Origin of the sequence: Finegoldia magna ATCC 29328 (genome assembly GCF_000010185.1) — a bacterium.
GTDB lineage: Bacteria > Bacillota > Clostridia > Tissierellales > Peptoniphilaceae > Finegoldia > Finegoldia magna_H.
The window spans coordinates 118440-137498 of record NC_010376.1; the positions used below are offsets into that span (position 1 = coordinate 118440).

The window sequence follows — 19059 nt, forward strand, 5'->3', positions numbered from 1 at the left end:
GGAAATATGAAAAACAAATTATTTAAAATCTTACTTGTGATGCTCGGCGTTGTATTTGTATCATCTTGTTCGAAGAAAATGCCAGAAATTACCGAAGAAAACAAGGCCTATGTGGCGGATTATTTGAATGATGGATTTAAAAATGTTGACATTTCAAAAGACGGTAGGTTGGAAAAATCTGATGTGGAAAAAATCGCAGCGAACTTCAACAAGCCATACAATTATAATGGCAAAGATGTTGTAAATTCAATAGACACATTTTTCTACGGAGAAAGCTTCGCATCACCAAAAGATATTACGCTGAAAAACTTCGTGGCGAATTTTCCAAGCGAAACGCTAGATCCTGACAAGGACAAATCCAAGATAGACGAATTGAAAAAACAAAATCCAAATGCGTTCAAACAAACAAGAGCCGATGCCAAGATTTTGAAGGTGGACAAGAATTTGGTGGATGCTGTTTTATTGAAATACGCAAATATTTCAAGTGATGATGTGAAAAACAAGGAAAATGTCGTGTATTTGAAGGATGACAATTCGTATTATGTGATGGAAAATGATGAAGAGTGGGCGTTCGAACCTGCGGTGTGTAAAATCAATTCCAAGGAAATTGTTTTGGAAGATGATATCAAATCGGAACTTAAACTTGAACAAAAAAGTGGCAAGTTTTTTATAAAATCTTTTGAATTATCTCCTAATGCTTGTTGTGAATAAGGGATTATTATGCTATAATGTAATAAAAGGTACTGTACGAAACAAAGGGAGGCAATTATGATTACTTTAGCGTTTGTAACGTTGATAGTTATTTTATCAATAGTTTTCGCAGCTATTTTGGGAGCTTTTGGATTGGTATTGGGATTAGCCGGAGCAATTGTAGGAATTTTAGTGGCAATTGGGGCAGTAGCATTCTCGTTTTTGAAAGTTTTCATAAAAATAGCGCTAGTAGTTTTGGTAATTAGATTTATTTACAGAAGATTTTTCGCAAAAGAAGAAATATAAAGGAAGTGGAGTATGGATAACAAATATTTAAAATACATTTTGTATATATTCTTGGCTATTTTGGCTTTGAATATTTTGACAGGAATTATGGGAATTACTATTAGTATTTTGAAATTCTTGATGAAAGTATTCTTGGTTTTAGTTGTAATAGGATATGTTGCAAAATTTTTCCAAAATGCAAACAAAGATATGTAGAAATAACACTGAGCAAATCTTGTGAGAGATTGTGCTTGGTGTTTTTTGTTTGATGTTTTCAACAAATCTACAATTTGGATACAAGTATTGTAATTCACATTGTGATATAGGATAATTTAGATACAGAGGTGAATTATGAAAAAACACAAGCGCAAAATATTTTTAATTATAGGGGTTATTCTTTTGGTGTTCTGTTTTGTATTATTGAAATTGCGTGGCTATAGAATTTTACAATCCAGAACATTTAGAAAATTTTACGATAGAATTGATTTCAAAATAGATACTAAAGAGTTGAAGATTCCAGAAGATGCACTTTCTTTTTCGGTGTATGACATAGATAAAGAAGAATATTTGTTTTATGAAGGCGGCGGACAATTACCAACGGTTGCAAGCTTGTCGAAACTTTTTGCGATTGATTACGCACTAACGAAGGTAAAATTAGAAGATAGAATAGAGGTTAATCAAGAATTATTAGATCTAGTACCACAAGGCTCATCAATGGCACACTTAAAGCCTGGCAAATATACAGCAGAGCAAATCATGCAAGCTATGCTTGTGCCATCTGGAAATGATGCGGCTTTTGCATTGGCATATAATATCGGCAAAAAAGACTTGGGAGATGGTTACAGCGCAAAAAAATATGTGAATTATTTTGTAAAAAATCTCAGCAAGTACCTCGCAGATGAAGGTTACAATAAAACTCATTTGTTCGATCCGAGTGGATTTTCCACACAGGCAGATACCAATTTAAAAGATATTAATAGAGTTGCACTTAAACTTATTGATTATGATTTTGTCAAAAAATGTATGGGCAAGAGTTATTTTACAATTCAAACTCCTCAAGGAGAAATGACTTGGAAAAATACTAATGAATTTTTGGATTCTAAGTCAGCGTTTTACAACAAAGATGTAAAGGGCATCAAAACGGGCACGATGGCATCATCGTACAACATTGTCGTATTGTACGAGAAAGACGGAAAGAAGTATCTAATAACTTGTCTTGCATCTCACACCAATGAAGACAGGTATAAGGCTGTGCAGGCGGCGATTAATACGATTATAAATAAAAAATAAAAGATAGAAACAGATTGGCGTTTAAAAAGCTGATCTGTTTTTAAAATGATGAATATACAAAAATCCAAAAACGTTGTAATCAAGCTATACATTGACACAAATGGATAGTTTGTGGTAAAATATACATTAATATAGTTGAATATTGCAGTTGATGAAGAAATAGTAATTATTGGAGTAATTCAGAGAGCTTATGTGTGGTGAGAATAAGTATATGAAGATAATGAATCTAACTTCGATGCGTTATTAGTTGAGAGAGCTTATGCTAATTAGGGTGGCAGTCGCGGAAACGTAATTTTCGTCCCTTGGTATGAGTTTTTTTATTGTTTTATAAGGAGAAGGTTATGTTAGATATTAAAAGAATTAGAAACAATCCAGAAGAAATCGTTGAAGCGCTTAAAAAAAGAAGAGGAGAATATCCTATTCAAAAACTTTTGGCTACTGATGAAAAAAGACGTGAAGTTATTCAAAAAGTAGAATCAATGAAGGCAGAACAAAATAAATTATCTAAACAAGTTCCACAAATGAAGAAAAACGGAGAAGATACTACAGAACTTTTCAAAAATTTGAAGAAGTTGTCTGATGATATCAAAAATTTGGATGATGATTTGAAAGATATCGACGATGAAATCAGAGAATATTTGATGGAAATTCCAAACACTCCTAACAAGGATGTTCCAGTTGGTTTGGATGATACTGAAAATTTGGAAATGAGAAAATGGGGAGAACCTCGTAAATTTGATTTCGATATAAAAGCTCACTGGGATTTGGGTGTTGACTTGGATATTTTGGATTTCGAAAGAGCAACTAAGATTTCCAAATCAAGATTTTCTGTATTCAAAGGAAAAGGCGCTAGACTTGAAAGAGCTTTGATGAATTTCATGGTGGATCTTCACACTGATAAACAAGGATACACTGAAATGAATACTCCAGTATTGATGAGCCCAAGTGCGATGATGGGTACTGGTCAAATTCCAAAATTCAAAGAAGATATGTTTTATTGCGAAAAAGACGATATGTATCTTGCTCCTACTGCAGAAGTTCCAGTAACTAATTTATTAGGAGGAGAAATTTTGGAACAAGGAAGCTTGCCAATTTATTACACAGCATTTACTCAATGTTTCAGAAGAGAAGCAGGAAGTGCTGGACGTGACACGAGAGGTTTGATTAGAAATCACCAATTTGAAAAAGTTGAAATGGTAAAATTCGTTGAACCTTCTACAAGTTATGACGAATTAGAAAAACTTACTAATAACGCGGAAGAAATCTTGCAATTGTTGGAAATTCCATACAGAGTTGTTAGACTTTGTTCTGGGGATTTGGGATTCTCATCTGCAATGACTTACGACATCGAAGTGTGGATGCCAAGTTACAACAGATACGTTGAAATCTCAAGCTGTTCTAACTTTGAAGATTTCCAAGCAAGACGTGCAAATATTAGATATCGTGACGAAAATAATAAGCCACAATACGTTCACACATTAAACGGGTCTGGACTTGCTATTGGACGTTGTTTTGCAGCTGTAATAGAAAACTATCAACAAGCTGATGGATCTATAAAAATTCCTGAAGTGCTACAAAAATACACAGGATTTGATATAATAGACTAGTAAACTAAAATTAAGATAGGAAAAGAAATGAAGGCTTATATAATCGCTAGAGGTTATCCGACGGATAAATACAAAATGAACGGAATATTTGAACTGGATCAGGCAATTGCACTCGCCAAAAAAGGCGTAGAAGTTGTGTTGATTGCTCTTGATTTCAGATCACTTAGACGTTTTCGAAAATATAAAAGTGAATATTTTATAAAAGATAATGTCAAAGTGTATTCCTTTCATTTTCCAATTGGAAGATATATCTTCAAAAGCCTTTATGACTTTTCTTATTTGGTACTTAGACATTTCTACAAAAAAGTGGAGAAAATCGAAGGAAGACCAGATGTGCTTCACACTTATTTTACAGACCAAGGATACTACACATCCAAGCTTGCAAAAGAGTTGAACATTCCATTCGTACTTACTGAATGCAATTCTGTTGTAAATCAAGATACTATCAAGCCTTCTTACAGAAGAATTGCCCAAGAAACTTACGATAGGACAGACGGGCTAATAACTGTAAGTCCCAAATTCAAAGAGAAAATAAAAGAAGAATTTGGCAAGGATTCTACAGAAATTGCGATTATTCCAAACCTTACGATTTTCAAAAACAACGAGAATTTCAAACGAGGAGAAATCTTCAACATAGTATCCACTGGAAATGTAATCACGACAAAAGGTCCACAAGAATTAATTGAGGCGTTTAACATTGCTTTTTCAAACGATAAAAATGTGAAGCTTACGATTTATGGAGACGGATTTTTACGAAAACCTTTAATTAAAATGGTCGAAGAGTTGAATTTGACCGACCAAGTATTTCTTCCTGGACTAACAAAAAGAGAAAAAATCGTTGAGGGCTACAATAATGCGGATATGTTTTGTTTGTATTCGTATTCAGAAACTTTTGGGTTGGCGTATTTGGAAGCACTATCTGCAGGACTTCCTGTAGTTGCGAGCAAGTGCGGTGGGCCAGAACATTTAATAAATGAAGAAAATGGAATATTGGTTGATAGATTTAACGTTGAGAAGTTAGCCGAAGCGTTAAGATATATGCACGACAATATTGAAAAATACGACAGAAAGAAAATATCACACGATATCAAAGAAGTATATTCCGAAGAAAATATTACAGATGATGTAATAAAAGTGTACGAAGAAGTTATATCGAAAAGGTGAGGTGAGAAATGAAGAGTATTAAAAAAATAATACCCTTAATGTTAGTACTTGCTATTGTATTTCAACCTGCATTATCAAAAGCGGACTCGAAGTTGGGATTTGAAGACAAAGTAAAAGCATATTACACAATTGAACAGGATTATTCCCAAGAATTGTTGAATTACAACGAGAACAAGCCTTTGGCTATAGCATCCTTAACTAAAATCATGACTTATGTTTTGGTTATGGAAGATATCAACGCAAACAAATACAAACTCGACGATAAAATCAAAATCCAAACACAATATGCTAAGCCTGAAGCAAGCACAATGCAACTTAAAAAAGGCGAAGAATTAACTGTAAATGATTTGATAAGAGGAATGATGATAGTCAGTGGCAATGATGCCGCAGACGAATTAGCAGTGAAATCAGAAGGATCTGTGGGAAAATTTGTCGAAAGAATGAACAAAAAAGCAGCCGAATTGGAATTGGAATCTGCGAAGTTTTATTCTGCATCAGGTTATCCTGAAAACGACAAGGAAAATTTGATGAGCGCAAAAGATTTGGCGAAATTAACAACTTATACAATCAACAATTACCCACAAGTTTTGAATTACACAAAAACACAAAAACTTGTAATGCCAAGTAGAAAATACGAAGCTGCAACTACAATTCCATTTTTAGGAAAAATAGAAGGCGTAGATGGATTTAAAACAGGAACAACTGAAAAAGCTGGATACTGTTTGATAACTACGATGAGTTTGAAACCAAACAATCCTAAAAACAAAGTAGTATCTGTTTTGATGGGAGCTCCAACAAAATACGACAGAAATACTTACCAAAAAATAATGCTAGAATACGTCAGAAATTCATTCGAGCCAATGAATATATTAAACAGTGAAAAACCAATCGAAACGAAATCAGTCGACAGTGTCGTTGATAAAAAAGTTGAGATTTATCCTACAGAAGACGTATCTATTTTGTATAATAATAAAACTGGTCTGCAACAAAAAGTCGACATCAAAAAAGATTTGAAAGCTCCTTTGAAAAAAGGACAAGTCGTAGGGAAAGTTATAATTGACACTGGAAAAGGCGACAAGAGAGAAGTAAGCCTTGTTGTCAAGAAACCTTACGAAAAAGCAGACACATTAACTAGAATAAAAAGAAGCGCCAAATACACTTACGAATTATTAGAAGCACTTCTTGCATCATAAGCCGATTTAATTCGGTTTTTATGTGCTTCCATAATTAAGCTGGATATAATACCCCCCTCCTAAGGGGGCATCCCCGGTTCGAATCCGGGTGGGAGTACCAAAAGAAAAGCCTTGAGTAGAATTCTCAGGGCTTTTTTTGAGTTTAAGATAAGTTTTCTTTTTGTTTTGTTGAAAATATGCTATAATATAGTTAACAAAGATAACTTGTGAAGGATTAACGCTGGGTCCCAGAAAGGGGTAGATATTTTATATCGAGCATTCCTATGTGCCTGGGGTTATCTTTTTTTGTTTTCTTCTCTAGAACTATTCAATTTCTTATTACCATCTTTAAGACTTTCAACAATATTTAATGGATCTTTACTTATTTCATCAACTATAAATTCGATAAATTGTTGAGAATATGTATAGCTATTGTTATTTCCAATCTTATGCTTATAGCAATATTTGTCATTTTCTTTAATATTATAAAAATTGATAAATTGAGTTAGAACATATGCAGTAAAACCTTTCTCATAAGATAATACAATATTTTTTCTTTTCAAACGTTCTTGAACAGCTGTAACCACACTATTAAAAGAGTATTTATGAGTATCAGCAGGATCTTTAAGTTCTTTCACTATTTCAATAGGTGTTTTAGAATCTTTTTCTATACGAACTGTGAAATCAGCATCATCTCTCTTCTTAGTTATATACAAAACTTGCTTTATTTTAACTGAAAATTTATCTGAATTATATTCATCCATAAGTACATCAACCTCATTTGCTTCTTTAATGAATTTTTCTGCTATCTCTGGAGGGTATTTCAATTTAATTTCCTCGTTAGATAAAGGTTGATAATGAGCAGAAATAGTTAAGAAATTTTGAGGTATATATTTAGTTATATCTACACTGTGAAATCTATTGATTTCATTAATATAATTTAATACACACGCTTGAAAAAGAGGAGCGTATTTTACTTCATAGTCTTGAGTTATAAAGTGAGTGCTTATATTTCTTAAATCAATAATCTTTTCAAGATTAAGCCTTATTCTTGTGTTTTTATCAGAATATATTTTTGCTATTGATTCAGATAAAGTAATAGTTCTTTCTGGGCTGTCTCTATAGTATATAGGTATTTCACGATTTATTAATTCGCCTTTTAGCATCAATTCCCATGCATTACAGATAAAAAAACTAAATCCTTCTATTCTATATTTTATTGTTGGCTTATTATAAATTTCAATTCCTAAGATAAAAGCTTCTATACTTTTTTCAATTAATTGACTGACTAATTTTTTGTTTGTTTCTTCGGTTTCTTTCATATTTGTATTCCTTTAAATTAATTATTTTTCATTATCGTAAATTTTGCTTTTCTCTGGTAAATATTTCCAATATTTTTTCGGCATATTATTCTGCATAAGTTTCAGGTTGTGTCGTTCTTTTATTCCGACTGAATTGTAGAATTCTATCCAGCAATCTTCGAACATTTTCTCTTCATCAGATTCTTGTTTGAAGATTTCTTGTACATCGTAAAACGCCAACTCTTTGTCCACATAAATCGCGCACTTGTTTCTTTTCTTATCGTAAATCACAAACTTTTCATTTCTCAATCTGTTTTTGAAATGATATGTTAGTAATTCCAAAATATCGTTGTTTGGTTCAAATTCTGCGAATAAGAAATTGTCTTGGATTTCTTTAAATCTAAGAAGTCCTTTGTATGCGTGAAGTTCTCTTGTTGAATATTTGCACAGACTATTGAATTGGACTGCGATTTTGTCGGAAGAGTTGATGAAGTTGTAGTTGTATTTGTACATATTCTTGATTGTCTTAGCGATAATGGTCGACTTGTCTGGGTTTTCTGAGACAAATGCGTAGTTGATGCTACGATAAAAATTGAATCCAAAATTGTCTATTATAGATTTTCTTACACGCGATGATTTGTCAACATCTGTTTCAATGTATATGTCGTCATTCAAAAAATCCAATTGCTCAGTTTTTACTACGATAATCGAATTTTCGATGTGTTTGTACTGTTCAAAAATCACGGTGAACAAGCCATCTAAGCTGTTGTCATAACTGTATCTCATATCTACTCCAAAAAACTAAGTTGCGTGATATTTTTTCCTTCTTGCATTCTCAAAATTTCTAGCAAATCGTCTTGCGTGTTGTATTTTTGTCCGCGATAAACTCCATTTACGAGGATGAAGTTCTTCGCTTTTTTTAGAGAGATTTTGAGAGAGGTCAAATCATCGAAGCTAAGGTTGGCAAATTTTCTCGCATTTATTATTCTCATCGCATAAGTTGGACCAAATCCAGGAACACGCAAAAGTTCTTCATAAGATGCGCGATTTATTTCTATTGGGAAATTCGCTACATTTTGCACTGCCCAGAATGCCTTGGGATCCAACGTCAAATCAAAAAACGGATTTTTTTCGTTCAAGATTTCATTTGATTTGAATTTGTAAAATCTCATCAGCCAATCTGCTTGATACAACCTATGTTCACGTAACATGGGAACTTTTTTGATTTTCTCTGTATATTTTGATTTGATTACAGGGACAAATCCAGAATAGAAAACTCTTTTGAGTTTGTAATCTTCATATAAGCTACTAGCTTTGTTGATAATTGTAAGATCAGATTCTCCAGCTGCACCAACAATCATTTGAGTGGATTGACCGGCTGGTAAAAACAAAGGAGTTTTTCTGATTGTTTTCCTGTCGATTTTGTATTGCATTATGGATTCGTTGATGAAACTCATCGGTTTTTCGATGGACTCATAAGTTTTCTGAGGAGCAAGCATCTTCAAACTTGATTTTGTCGGAAGTTCTATGTTGATACTCATACGATCGATAAGCCTTCCAAGTCTTTCGATTAATTCTTCGCTTGCACCAGGGATTGCCTTCATATGAATGTATCCGTTGAATTTTTTCTCGTTACGAAGGATTTCCGCCACTCTAATCAGCTTTATCATCGTATAGTCGGGGCTTTTTACAACTCCACTCGACAGGAATAATCCTTCGATGTAATTTCTTTTGTAAAAATTTATAGTCAAATCAGCTACTTCTTCTGGAGTAAACTCTGCTCTTTCGACGTTGTTTTCTTTTCTATTTATGCAATATTCGCAACTGTAAATGCATTTGTTCGTAAGCAAAATTTTCAGTAAGGATATGCACCTTCCGTCTTCGGACCAACTGTGACATATTCCAGAATTGTGTGCCTGGCCAATTCCATTCGTAGTGTTTTTTCTATTGGAACCACTGGAAGAACAACTGACATCGTACTTGGCAGCGTCTGATAATATTGATAATTTACGTTTTAATTCCATAACATCACCTATCCGTATTTTATAATAAAACAAATATTCGCACAAGTTTGTTTTTTAGGAAAAATTGTTGTTTATTGGACAAAATTGTGATAGAATTGTAAGAAATGATAAAAATTTAAAATAATTATACAGAGGTAAAGATGAAAGATAAAAAACTAATAATTGTTAGTGGGTTTGCACTATTCTCAATGTTTTTCGGAGCAGGGAATTTGATATTTCCACCATATCTTGGAAACAAAGTTGGCGATCAATATTTGATAGCTATGATTGGATTCTTGTTGAGTTCGGTTGGACTTGTGTTTCTGGGATTATTGGCAGCGACAAAATGTGGAGGAACAATTGAAAAAATCGGAAATACTATAAATCCTCGATTCTCACTGATATTTTCAACAATAATTATGCTTGCGATTGGACCTGGACTTGCAATTCCAAGAACCGCAGCTACAACGGTAGAAGTAATACAAAAAGGATTCTTCAAAGGAGCAAATTCCATTTTGCTCACAGCAATATTTTTTGTTTGTGTGTATTTATTCGTAAGAAAACCTAACAAGATAATAGATAATTTGGGAAAAATTTTGACACCATTATTGATTGCGACTCTTCTTGCGATTATTTTCAAAGGAATTTTATTTCCTGTCGCAACACCCGTGAATACATATCAAATTCAAGTCTTCCAATCAAGCTTTGAAGAAGGATATCAAACAATGGATGCATTGGCATCAATTGTATTTGCAATCGTAGTTACCAAAGGATTCATGCAAAACGGAATCAAAGATGAAGACAAAATCAAAGATTACACGATAAAATCTGCAACTATTTCAGCCATTGGACTATGTTTTGTATATGGGGGATTATTATTCATCGGCGCGACAACTTCCAATCTAAATTTGGGCAACATGGAAAGAATAGAATTGCTATTGTACATTTGCAACCAACAATTGGGAGTGTTTGGAAAAATATTAATCTGCATTGCAATGACATTGGCATGCCTCACAACAGCAATCGGACTTACGACAACTGTAGGAGAATTTTTCGGCGATATGCTCAAAGATAAAACAAATGGAATCATGTCATACGATTTGATAATAATCATATCCACTGTGTTCAGCGCGTTTTTTGCAGTAGTCGGAGTGGAAAAAATCTTGAAAATATCCGCGCCAATACTTTCAGCAATCTATCCAGTAGCAATCGTGTTAATATTCTTGAACCTTTTCAACAAAGATACATTCGAAAAAAACACGAAACTCGGAGCAATCATAGGCGCATCAATTTTTGGATTTTTAATTCTACTCAACAGCTTCAAATTGGATTTTGGCTTGTTGAAATTAATCGAATCCGTATTTCCAATGCAAATCAAAAGCTTCATTTGGATAATTCCAGCAGTTATTGGCGGATTAATAGGAAAAATCAAAAAATAGACCAAATTGTAACTATTATGTAATACGATATATAGTGCAATGTATGGTATAATATCGTTGAGGTGAGTAAATGATCAAAAAAATATTTGGCTTGAAAAACGAAATACCAACATTGTGGTATGCATTTTTTAACAAACAAACACCATTATTCTCGAAAATCATATTGGCACTTTCAGTGATTTACGTAGTAAGCCCAGTTGATTTCGTACCGGATTTCTTAGCAGGATTAGGAATCTTGGATGATTTAATCCTCGCTCCATCATTAATGATGGTCGCAAAGAAATTCATCCCCGAAGAAATCATCGACACCAGTGAAGAAAAAGCAGAACAGCTAAACTCCAAACTAAAAATATTCGCAATTGTAGCTGGAGTAGGGATATTATTATTGATAAGCTTTTTGATTTATAAAAATATTGGGAGATAAATAATTCTAAGCACGCTTAATTGCGTGCTTTTTTGTGGTATGATAGTTTTGAGGTGAGATATGGAAAAGTTTAATGTGAACAAAGACGATATGATAATTTTGTTGATTGATTTACAGGAAAAATTGGTGCCTGTTCTTCACGACAATGAATATGTAATAAATCATACGAAGGCTGTGTTGGAGATGGCGAGAATTTACGATATTCCTGTGATTACTACACGCCAATATCCGAAAGGACTTGGAGATACTGTCGAATGTTTGAAGGAATACGAGACGAAGGTGTTCGACAAGGTTGATTTTACTGCAAAGCTTGATGATGTTATGAATGAAATCAAAAAAACTGGAAGAAAACAAATCGTGGTTGTAGGAGCGGAAACTCACATTTGTGTTTACCAAACGATACGTGATTTGATTGACGATTACAAGATGATTGTGCTTGAAGATTGTGTTACAAGTAGACGTGTTGAAAATAAAATGAATGCGATAGCGAATTTCAGAGAAATGAATTGCTTGGTTATCAATTCCGAAACATTGATTTTCGATATTTTAAAAAGAGCGGGAAGTGCTGAATTTAAAACTTTGTCCAAATTAATCAAATAAAAAAATAAATCCAACTTTACTTTTCAATAAGCAAAGTTGGATTTTTTTATCCTAATAATAAATACAAGAAGTGTGCGCTGATTCCAGCTGCAATTCCTCCGATTGTATGAGATAGAATTGCTTTTGGTGCGAGTTTTCTTGCGTTTAATGTATCCATCATTCCAACATGTGTGGACAAATATCCCGACCAACACATTCCAAGCGCTGTGAAAACTGCGATGTCATTTCCTGTGATTAAATTTTTTTCCAATAATTTTGGAACAAGTCCAAGCGCTGCTCCGACACTTCCTAAAGCTGTAAGTGGGAATGCGATGCATTCTGATGAGCTGAATCCAAATAATGGTTTCAAAACAGGATTCAACACAGCGCCAATTTTTGGAATCAAACCGACTCCTTCATAAGCTGCTCCTGTGTAGACTACAGTTCCATTTTCGACAGTTCCTGTGGATGTGAGTATCATCACCAAAGTGCAAATCACAACAACCCCAGGGATAATATCCATTCCTGCTTGCACACCGGACTTTCCACCTTCGAGCATCGAATTCAAAATTCTCTCCATCAAAGTCAAATCTTCTTTTTCTTCATCATTTTGCTCTTCTTCAAGCTCCACATTTTCATCACTATCACCGTAGAATTTTTTCGTGAAATGCATCATGATTCTAACAGAAACTACAGATCCTACGACTGCTCCCAACAATCCAAGAGATGCAGCCTTCAAAAATTCTGTTCCATTTCCAAGTGAAGACATGAATGTCCACACGATAAATCCCATTCCAAATGATGTTCCCAAATTGCACAACGTAGGAAGCTGATAATTCTTGAAATATTTGGCAAATCCTTTGTCTTTTGCAAGTCCAATGATTGCTGGATTATCCGACAAGAAAGTCGTCAATATTCCAAGCGCTGATGCTCCTGGCAAATTGTAAAGTGGCTTCATAACAGGACTGATAATTTTGTTGATGAGAGCAATTACTCCAAATTCGCTGAAAATTTTGGACAAAGCACCAGTCAACACAGCAATTGCCATTATGAAAAACACGGTATTAAGCAATAAATCGTGTGCTGTTTTCATCAATGTGTTGAACATATTGCCAAGACCCATAATCCTTGCAATGTAGCCAAAAAGTCCAAAAACGACAGCGATTGTCACAAAAGATTCCAGTGATATTTCACTTTGTTTTTTAGTTTTCTTCATAAAATTCTCCATTATTTATAATATATAATTTTAATGTATTTCAGCTCAAAATACAAACTATAAAATAAAATCACGAACGAAACTTATCACAAGCAAATGCGCTGGATAGAAAATGTAGAATGCCCATTTGTTGATGTTACCTTTTTTGCCGTTGTAAAAGTGAATGATAGGAATCGACAAATACACGAACAAATACATGTACGCTTCGAAGAAATATCCGAACAGTATCGCAATGTATGTGTTTCTTCTGGAAGTCGATCCTAAATACAACAAGAACACTGCGAGGATTCCAAGCATGGAGTAATCTGTGTGGTAGTAATTGGCGATTGCACAAAAAATTCCCACAGAAATTATTTTTAAAATAGCCTTCACCAAATTTGATTGATCGAATTTTTCGATTTTTTCTACGACAAATATGAGACTTGCAGAAAGTGCCAATGTGAAGAACACATTTTGGTTATAAAAGTCAAACATTTGACCGCTAACTGCCAAATCAAAAGGAATTTCTGAGATAATTGCAAACGAAAACAACCTAACTATGTATTTCTCCACGCTTCTAGTTAGAAACATTCCATTCACGATTAAAAATGCAAAAATAGGAAACGCAATTCTTCCGATAAAAAGCATCAACGCTCCGACTGTGACTCTCCAATCAGAAGATATGAGTGTCATCGTAGGATAAATGTTGAATTTTTGGAGCATATTGCATTGCACAATGTGACTGATAAGCATAGATATACAGGCGATTATTTTCAGACCAGAACTTGATATTCCATTGTCTCTGTGCCAAATATCCAAATATTTTTGTCTTTGTGTTTCATTTAAAAGTTGCATCGTAATCTCCTTGAATTTGTTACAACTATTTTATCACAAATAAAGCACAAAAATATCTGATATAATTATAATAGGTGATAGTATGAAAATGATGATTTTTGAGAACAAAGTAGACGAGAATAATTTGTTCGAAAACGAAATGGATAATAGAAATTCTGTGATGTTGTCATTTTTCTTGCAAAAATTGAGAACGAAAAAGATAGTTGTCGACAGGTTCAAATTAAACAAAAATCCCGAAATGTTCGAACAACATGGTATTACACAGAGAATCGATGATGGAATGAAACTTCCAATCACAATTGTAGATGGGAAAATCGTACTTTCAGGAAGATATCCGAAAAGCTACGAAATACTAGATTTCCTTCACATAGACAGAAATATTTTCAATCAAGCTTACGTAAATGATAAGCGTAAATTCTGATAAGATTTGTTCCTAAGGTTTAGGAAAACAAAAAACCTGTGACAATCACAGGTTTACATAACATTTTTTAATCTATTTAATCTATTCTATTGAATCCAAGAACATTTTGACAATTTCGTGGCCTTGTTTCAAAGTATCCAACGCCATTTCGGGATGATATTGTACTCCCAAGAAAAATTTCTTGTCCTTAACATAAGCTGCTTCTACTATATCATCAGAAGATTTCTGCAACACTTCAAGCTTCTCTGCCACATCTTTGATTGCTTGATGATGAAGGCTATTCACATAAAACTTGTCGCCGAATTTTTCTTTGAACATTCCGTAATTCGTAACCTCGTGAACCAAATCGTTGTATGGTTTGTCTTGGGAATGAATGATGGAAATGTCTTTTTGTTTTTTCAAATCTTGATACAAAGTTCCACCCAAATATACATTCATTATCTGTAGTCCACGACAAATTCCCAAAGTAGGAATGTCTTTTTTGTAGCAAATATCCATCAAATTAAATTCCAATTCATCTCTAACATTTGATGAAATTCCGCATTCCAAAATCTTGTCTTCTCCATAATATGATGGTGCGACATCAAGCCCACCTGTGAACACAATTCCGTCCAGTCTATCGACGATTTCTTCTAGGAATTTCCTGTCAGAATTAAACGGAAGAATCACTGCGTAAGCTCCGTTTCTTTCGATAAGTTTAATGTATTTTCTAAGCATAAAAAGTCTGTTTTCTGCCACATCGTAAAGTGGTGTAAGTCCTATAATTTTCATATTTCCTCCAATTATTTCTCAATATTATTATATCAAAGATAAAACAAAAACACATTTTTTGATTAAATCAACAAAAGTGCTATAATATTATTATATTTGGAGAAATATCGAAGTGGTCATAACGGGGCGCACTCGAAATGCGTTTGGGATTATTTCCCACGTGGGTTCGAATCCCACTTTCTCCGCCAAATTTAAAATAGATAGCTACAATTAGCTATCTATTTTTTAATTGGTACTAAAAAAGTACTATTTATTCTGCTGTCACAACATTTCTTTTCAAGAAAGAAAGTTTGGTTTCGCTGACAAGAATTGCTGCGAATATGAATACAAATCCTATTACTGAGTAAACTGTCAATGATTCGATTCCAATAAGTACAGGAATTAAAATTCCAAATATCGATTCAAATCCCAAAATAATTGCCGCAGTAGATGGGTTTGTGTATTTTTGTCCGATGTTTTGAAGAAGTAGTGCAACAGCTGTACACATTACTGCTAGATACAATAATTCCATCACAGATCTTGAAGTTACGACAATGTGTGAATTGTCTTCTATTACAATCGTAGTTATCCAAGACAACACAGCCGCCATTATAAATTGCAATATCGTCATGACAATAGGATCACGACCTTTTGCAAGTGCACTTACTGCGATGATGTGCGATGCGAACAACAATCCGCTAAGTAAAGCTAGTAAATCTCCAAGCCATGCCAATGGATTATCCACGTGAGCGCTCGATCCCGAAAGAGATATGAAAAATATTCCCGTTATACACAAAGCCGCCGCCGACAAATTGTATCTGTCTGGTCTTTGTTTGAATACAATCCAACCCAAAAACGGCACGATTACGCAATAAGATGCAGACAAGAATCCGCTTCTACCTGGATCTGCGAATTTAACGCCCAATGTTTGTGATGAATACGCCATGAACAAAAATATTCCGATCAAAAGTCCGCTTTTTAAGTCGTCAAATTTTGCTTGGCGAAGTCTCTTCCAGAAAATGATCGATAATAAAATTGCTGCCAACGTAAATCTTATAGCCAAAATAAAGTTGGGATTAAATGTTTTGGAAGATTGCTTAACCACAGTCAATGAACTTCCCCAAAGAATCGCCACTATTAATAATGCTAATTTGGCGAATAAATTTGCTTTCTTTTTATCCATTTTTTCCTCCTAATATGTAATTTCAGATATATTATCGCAGTTTTCTTACAATTTGTAAACACCTAAACAGGCACAATTATTTATTTGCACACAAAAAAGGAGGAATATCCTCCTTGTGATTAATAAATTTATACGAACGGAATATATTTTGAATATCCTTCTTCTTCCATTTTTTCTAATGGGACAAATCTCAAACTTGCACCGTTAATACAATATCTGAGACCGCCTTTTTCTAATGGACCATCGTCGAACACATGACCCAAATGACTGTCAGCGTGTTTGCTTCTAACCTCAGTTCGAACTCTGGATAATTTGTGATCGTCAGAATAATTTACAGAACTTGACGTGATAGTTTTCGTAAAAGATGGCCAGCCGCAGCCCGCATCGTATTTGTCCTTTGAAGAAAACAACGGTTCACCACTTACTATGTCGACGTAGATTCCTCTTTCATCAAAATCATTGAAAGATGATGTGTGAGGGCGTTCAGTCGCTTCGTTTTGCGTAACCCTGTAGCTCACATCGGACAATTTTTCCTTCATTTCTTCTTCACTCATTTTCTTGTATTCAGTCGTATCCAAATTTTCATCAAAAGCATTCAAATTAATGTGACAATATCCGCCGGGATTCTTGTCCAAATAATCTTGGTGATAATCTTCTGCCAACACGAAATTTTGTAATTTTTCAACCAAAACAGTTAGCTTTTCATCGTATTTTGATTGAATGTATTTCATAACAGAATTGATAACTTCCAAATCTTCTTCATCTTCGTAGAAAATTCCTGTTCTGTATTGTTCGCCGACATCATTTCCTTGCTTATTCACAGAAATTGGATTGATAATTCTGAAATAGTGCAGCAAAATTTCTGCCAAATCCAATCTGTTTTTATCGTAGACAATTCTCACCGTTTCTGCGTGATGAGTTTGTTTTATTTTCTTGTAGTCGGTGTCTGTTCCCTCGCCATTCGCATAGCCTGTGTCGGTATCGATGACGCCTTGTAATTTTTTGAAATAAGCTTCCACTCCCCAAAAACATCCACCAGCCAAATAAATTGTACTTTTTTCAATAAATCTCATATTACACCTCTTACAAAATTATACCCAGTTAAATATTTTTTATTCAACAGAAAATTTTGTGCATACAAAAAGCAGCTTATTAAAAGCTGCTCATTGAAATTATTTTGATTTCATTGTTTCTTTGCGATTCATTGTGTGATATGAACCTTTGAATCTTTCTTTCTTTGGACTCTTGTTCCAGATTTCTTCTGCTTCAATTTCCCAGTTTTTCGCATATTCATCGCAGTTACCACAAAGTGAATCTACAGTTTGCTTAGATTCCAAATCAGTAGATTTTGCATCAGTGCTATGAACCATTTCTCTAAGTTCGTTTGGATTTTCAAGCATTGGGCAAGGCATCAACATATTATCGTTGAATGGTTGACCGTCGTGATATTTTGTAAATAGGGGAGCTCTCAAACAATCCAACAAAGATTTTTCTCTGATATTAGAATCGCTGTAGTGAATGAAAACACAAGGTTCCACATCGCCGGATGCATTAATGTGAAGATATCTTCTTCCACCTGCAATACAACCTCCAACATATTCAGCATCGTTTTGGAAATCCAGTGCGAATAATGGTTTTTCTGCTCTATATTTTCTTAATCTTTCGATAGTTTGTTTTCTTTGTTCAGGAGTAGGTAGTAAATCAGTTACAGCAGCATTTCCAACTGGCATATAGTGGAAGTACCACACAAAATACGCCCCTAACTCTATTAGGTAATCGTAGTATTCTTCGCTTGTAATTGAATCAAAGTTTTGTGAAGTATAGCAACAAGAAATACCGTAAATCAAATGACGTTCTTGTAGCATCTTCATTGCTTTGATTACTTTTTTATAAACACCTTCTCCACGTCTACCGTCAGTTGCTTCTTCAAAACCTTCAAGTGAAATCGCAGGAATGAAATTACCAACTCTTTGCATTTCGTCTACGAAATCTTCGTCAATTAAAGTTGCATTAGTAAATGATAAGAATACACAGTCGTTGTGTTTTTCACACAATTTAATCAAATCATCTTTACGCACAAGAGGTTCACCGCCTGTGTATATGTACATGTAAGTTCCTAATTCTTTTCCTTGAGTGATGATAGAATCAATCTCATCATAGCTTAAGTTTTGTTTGTAGCCGTATTCAGCAGCCCAACATCCAGTACATTTTAAGTTACATGCAGAAGTAGGATCCAACAAAATTGCCCATGGGATATTACAATTGTATTCTTCTCTGTATTTTTGTTGAGTTTGCCATCCCAAAACAGACGCATTCATAAAAAAGTTATACGCTACTTTTTTAATTTGTTTTTTGTCAACTTCTTGGAAAATTTTCATCACAAAACTATGGTAAGGATGATTTTCGTCCTCAAAAACTTCCCTTATAATTTCAATTTGAGGCGCGAAATCTCCGTGAGAAAGGTTTTCTGCCCATTCGACTAATTGTACCCCTCGTTTTTGAGGATCCTTCGCAACGTAATCGAATACCTTATCAAATCCATATCTTTTTCCAGCTTCTAGAATTTTCATATAACCACCTTTTCATATATTAAAATTTTTTAGAATCAGTTCAATAGATATATATCTTAACTTCATTGTATCTCAAACGTTAATCAAAGTCTTTGGACAAAAGGGTGTATTTGCCTAAAATTCTAACAAAA

The 19059-nt window shown here is 34.0% G+C and carries 20 protein-coding genes and 2 tRNA genes; 13 read left to right on the forward strand and 9 right to left on the reverse strand.

What is annotated here, in order from left to right:
- The first annotated feature begins 6 nt into the window (after positions 1-6).
- From FMG_RS00485 to FMG_RS00520, 8 genes are all read left to right on the forward strand, one after another.
- Complete coding sequence (locus tag FMG_RS00485) at positions 7-711, forward strand: hypothetical protein (RefSeq protein WP_002840672.1); 705 nt, start codon at positions 7-9, stop codon at positions 709-711.
- Between the two features lie 57 nt (positions 712-768).
- On the forward strand, positions 769-996 hold the full coding sequence (locus FMG_RS00490; RefSeq protein WP_002837438.1) for a hypothetical protein: 228 nt from the start codon (positions 769-771) through the stop codon (positions 994-996).
- Between the two features lie 12 nt (positions 997-1008).
- Positions 1009-1191 carry a hypothetical protein gene (locus FMG_RS00495; protein ID WP_002840632.1) on the forward strand — a complete coding sequence of 61 codons (183 nt, stop codon included), beginning with the start codon at positions 1009-1011 and terminating at the stop codon, positions 1189-1191.
- Positions 1192-1326: 135 nt separating this feature from the next.
- Positions 1327-2265 (forward strand): serine hydrolase, encoded by a 939-nt coding sequence (locus FMG_RS00500; RefSeq protein ID WP_012290173.1) that lies wholly within the window; start codon positions 1327-1329, stop codon positions 2263-2265.
- A 341-nt stretch (positions 2266-2606) separates the two neighbouring features.
- Complete coding sequence (gene serS / locus FMG_RS00505; RefSeq protein WP_012290174.1) at positions 2607-3872, forward strand: serine--tRNA ligase; 1266 nt, start codon at positions 2607-2609, stop codon at positions 3870-3872.
- A gap of 27 nt (positions 3873-3899) precedes the next feature.
- The gene (locus FMG_RS00510) at positions 3900-5036 is read left to right on the forward strand and encodes a glycosyltransferase (RefSeq protein ID WP_002837427.1); all 1137 of its coding nucleotides are present in this window, start codon (positions 3900-3902) and stop codon (positions 5034-5036) included.
- Between the two features lie 8 nt (positions 5037-5044).
- Positions 5045-6229 carry a D-alanyl-D-alanine carboxypeptidase family protein gene (locus FMG_RS00515; RefSeq protein ID WP_012290175.1) on the forward strand — a complete coding sequence of 395 codons (1185 nt, stop codon included), beginning with the start codon at positions 5045-5047 and terminating at the stop codon, positions 6227-6229.
- 24 nt (positions 6230-6253) lie between these two features.
- Positions 6254-6329, forward strand: a tRNA-Arg gene (locus FMG_RS00520).
- A gap of 175 nt (positions 6330-6504) precedes the next feature.
- On the opposite strand, the gene FMG_RS00525 is transcribed toward FMG_RS00520, so the two are convergent.
- From FMG_RS00525 to FMG_RS00535, 3 genes are read right to left on the reverse strand one after another with little or no spacing between them, the layout of a single operon-like run.
- Complete coding sequence (locus FMG_RS00525) at positions 6505-7530, reverse strand: DUF3644 domain-containing protein (protein ID WP_012290176.1); 1026 nt, start codon at positions 7528-7530, stop codon at positions 6505-6507.
- Between the two features lie 21 nt (positions 7531-7551).
- The gene (locus FMG_RS00530; protein WP_012290177.1) at positions 7552-8295 is read right to left on the reverse strand and encodes a TIGR03915 family putative DNA repair protein; all 744 of its coding nucleotides are present in this window, start codon (positions 8293-8295) and stop codon (positions 7552-7554) included.
- A gap of 2 nt (positions 8296-8297) precedes the next feature.
- The gene (locus FMG_RS00535; RefSeq protein WP_012290178.1) at positions 8298-9533 is read right to left on the reverse strand and encodes a putative DNA modification/repair radical SAM protein; all 1236 of its coding nucleotides are present in this window, start codon (positions 9531-9533) and stop codon (positions 8298-8300) included.
- 140 nt (positions 9534-9673) lie between these two features.
- On the opposite strand from FMG_RS00535, the gene brnQ reads away from it, so the two are divergent.
- From brnQ to FMG_RS00550, 3 genes are all read left to right on the forward strand, one after another.
- Positions 9674-10951: a branched-chain amino acid transport system II carrier protein gene (brnQ, locus tag FMG_RS00540; RefSeq protein ID WP_012290179.1), complete on the forward strand. Its 1278-nt coding sequence runs from the start codon at positions 9674-9676 to the stop codon at positions 10949-10951.
- A gap of 70 nt (positions 10952-11021) precedes the next feature.
- Positions 11022-11375 (forward strand): YkvA family protein, encoded by a 354-nt coding sequence (locus tag FMG_RS00545; protein ID WP_012290180.1) that lies wholly within the window; start codon positions 11022-11024, stop codon positions 11373-11375.
- A gap of 60 nt (positions 11376-11435) precedes the next feature.
- Positions 11436-11975, forward strand: coding sequence for an isochorismatase family protein (locus FMG_RS00550; RefSeq protein WP_012290181.1), 540 nt, complete (start codon positions 11436-11438; stop codon positions 11973-11975).
- A gap of 46 nt (positions 11976-12021) precedes the next feature.
- On the opposite strand, the gene FMG_RS00555 is transcribed toward FMG_RS00550, so the two are convergent.
- Together FMG_RS00555 and FMG_RS00560 are read right to left on the reverse strand one after the other, a co-directional pair.
- Positions 12022-13170 (reverse strand): CD0519/CD1768 family membrane protein, encoded by a 1149-nt coding sequence (locus FMG_RS00555; RefSeq protein ID WP_002840196.1) that lies wholly within the window; start codon positions 13168-13170, stop codon positions 12022-12024.
- Positions 13171-13227: 57 nt separating this feature from the next.
- Positions 13228-14004, reverse strand: coding sequence for a TraX family protein (locus tag FMG_RS00560; RefSeq protein WP_012290182.1), 777 nt, complete (start codon positions 14002-14004; stop codon positions 13228-13230).
- Positions 14005-14086: 82 nt separating this feature from the next.
- On the opposite strand from FMG_RS00560, the gene FMG_RS00565 reads away from it, so the two are divergent.
- Positions 14087-14425 carry an arsenic metallochaperone ArsD family protein gene (locus FMG_RS00565; protein ID WP_012290183.1) on the forward strand — a complete coding sequence of 113 codons (339 nt, stop codon included), beginning with the start codon at positions 14087-14089 and terminating at the stop codon, positions 14423-14425.
- An 81-nt stretch (positions 14426-14506) separates the two neighbouring features.
- Here FMG_RS00565 and FMG_RS00570 read toward each other — a convergent pair whose 3' ends face one another.
- Positions 14507-15196 (reverse strand): gamma-glutamyl-gamma-aminobutyrate hydrolase family protein, encoded by a 690-nt coding sequence (locus FMG_RS00570; protein ID WP_012290184.1) that lies wholly within the window; start codon positions 15194-15196, stop codon positions 14507-14509.
- Between the two features lie 98 nt (positions 15197-15294).
- Between FMG_RS00570 and FMG_RS00575 the strand changes: the two genes are divergently transcribed.
- Positions 15295-15384 (forward strand) — tRNA-Ser (locus FMG_RS00575).
- 62 nt (positions 15385-15446) lie between these two features.
- On the opposite strand, the gene FMG_RS00580 is transcribed toward FMG_RS00575, so the two are convergent.
- The 3 genes from FMG_RS00580 to FMG_RS00590 form a co-directional block, all read right to left on the reverse strand.
- Positions 15447-16358 carry a DMT family transporter gene (locus FMG_RS00580; protein ID WP_002840209.1) on the reverse strand — a complete coding sequence of 304 codons (912 nt, stop codon included), beginning with the start codon at positions 16356-16358 and terminating at the stop codon, positions 15447-15449.
- Between the two features lie 128 nt (positions 16359-16486).
- The gene (gene msrB / locus FMG_RS00585; protein ID WP_012290185.1) at positions 16487-17431 is read right to left on the reverse strand and encodes a peptide-methionine (R)-S-oxide reductase MsrB; all 945 of its coding nucleotides are present in this window, start codon (positions 17429-17431) and stop codon (positions 16487-16489) included.
- 99 nt (positions 17432-17530) lie between these two features.
- Positions 17531-18928 carry a radical SAM protein gene (locus FMG_RS00590; protein WP_012290186.1) on the reverse strand — a complete coding sequence of 466 codons (1398 nt, stop codon included), beginning with the start codon at positions 18926-18928 and terminating at the stop codon, positions 17531-17533.
- Positions 18929-19059 lie beyond the last annotated feature (131 nt).

Excerpts from the sequence above, each read along its gene's own strand:
- FMG_RS00485 (WP_002840672.1), top strand. The coding sequence starts at position 7 with ATGAAAAACAAATTATTTAAAATCTTACTTGTGATGCTCGGCGTTGTA.
- FMG_RS00490 (WP_002837438.1), top strand. The coding sequence starts at position 769 with ATGATTACTTTAGCGTTTGTAACGTTGATAGTTATTTTATCAATAGTT.
- FMG_RS00495 (WP_002840632.1), top strand. The coding sequence starts at position 1,009 with ATGGATAACAAATATTTAAAATACATTTTGTATATATTCTTGGCTATT.
- FMG_RS00500 (WP_012290173.1), top strand. The coding sequence starts at position 1,327 with ATGAAAAAACACAAGCGCAAAATATTTTTAATTATAGGGGTTATTCTT.
- serS (WP_012290174.1), top strand. The coding sequence starts at position 2,607 with ATGTTAGATATTAAAAGAATTAGAAACAATCCAGAAGAAATCGTTGAA.
- FMG_RS00510 (WP_002837427.1), top strand. The coding sequence starts at position 3,900 with ATGAAGGCTTATATAATCGCTAGAGGTTATCCGACGGATAAATACAAA.
- FMG_RS00515 (WP_012290175.1), top strand. The coding sequence starts at position 5,045 with ATGAAGAGTATTAAAAAAATAATACCCTTAATGTTAGTACTTGCTATT.
- FMG_RS00525 (WP_012290176.1), bottom strand. The coding sequence starts at position 7,530 with ATGAAAGAAACCGAAGAAACAAACAAAAAATTAGTCAGTCAATTAATT.
- FMG_RS00530 (WP_012290177.1), bottom strand. The coding sequence starts at position 8,295 with ATGAGATACAGTTATGACAACAGCTTAGATGGCTTGTTCACCGTGATT.
- FMG_RS00535 (WP_012290178.1), bottom strand. The coding sequence starts at position 9,533 with ATGGAATTAAAACGTAAATTATCAATATTATCAGACGCTGCCAAGTAC.
- brnQ (WP_012290179.1), top strand. The coding sequence starts at position 9,674 with ATGAAAGATAAAAAACTAATAATTGTTAGTGGGTTTGCACTATTCTCA.
- FMG_RS00545 (WP_012290180.1), top strand. The coding sequence starts at position 11,022 with ATGATCAAAAAAATATTTGGCTTGAAAAACGAAATACCAACATTGTGG.
- FMG_RS00550 (WP_012290181.1), top strand. The coding sequence starts at position 11,436 with ATGGAAAAGTTTAATGTGAACAAAGACGATATGATAATTTTGTTGATT.
- FMG_RS00555 (WP_002840196.1), bottom strand. The coding sequence starts at position 13,170 with ATGAAGAAAACTAAAAAACAAAGTGAAATATCACTGGAATCTTTTGTG.
- FMG_RS00560 (WP_012290182.1), bottom strand. The coding sequence starts at position 14,004 with ATGCAACTTTTAAATGAAACACAAAGACAAAAATATTTGGATATTTGG.
- FMG_RS00565 (WP_012290183.1), top strand. The coding sequence starts at position 14,087 with ATGAAAATGATGATTTTTGAGAACAAAGTAGACGAGAATAATTTGTTC.
- FMG_RS00570 (WP_012290184.1), bottom strand. The coding sequence starts at position 15,196 with ATGAAAATTATAGGACTTACACCACTTTACGATGTGGCAGAAAACAGA.
- FMG_RS00580 (WP_002840209.1), bottom strand. The coding sequence starts at position 16,358 with ATGGATAAAAAGAAAGCAAATTTATTCGCCAAATTAGCATTATTAATA.
- msrB (WP_012290185.1), bottom strand. The coding sequence starts at position 17,431 with ATGAGATTTATTGAAAAAAGTACAATTTATTTGGCTGGTGGATGTTTT.
- FMG_RS00590 (WP_012290186.1), bottom strand. The coding sequence starts at position 18,928 with ATGAAAATTCTAGAAGCTGGAAAAAGATATGGATTTGATAAGGTATTC.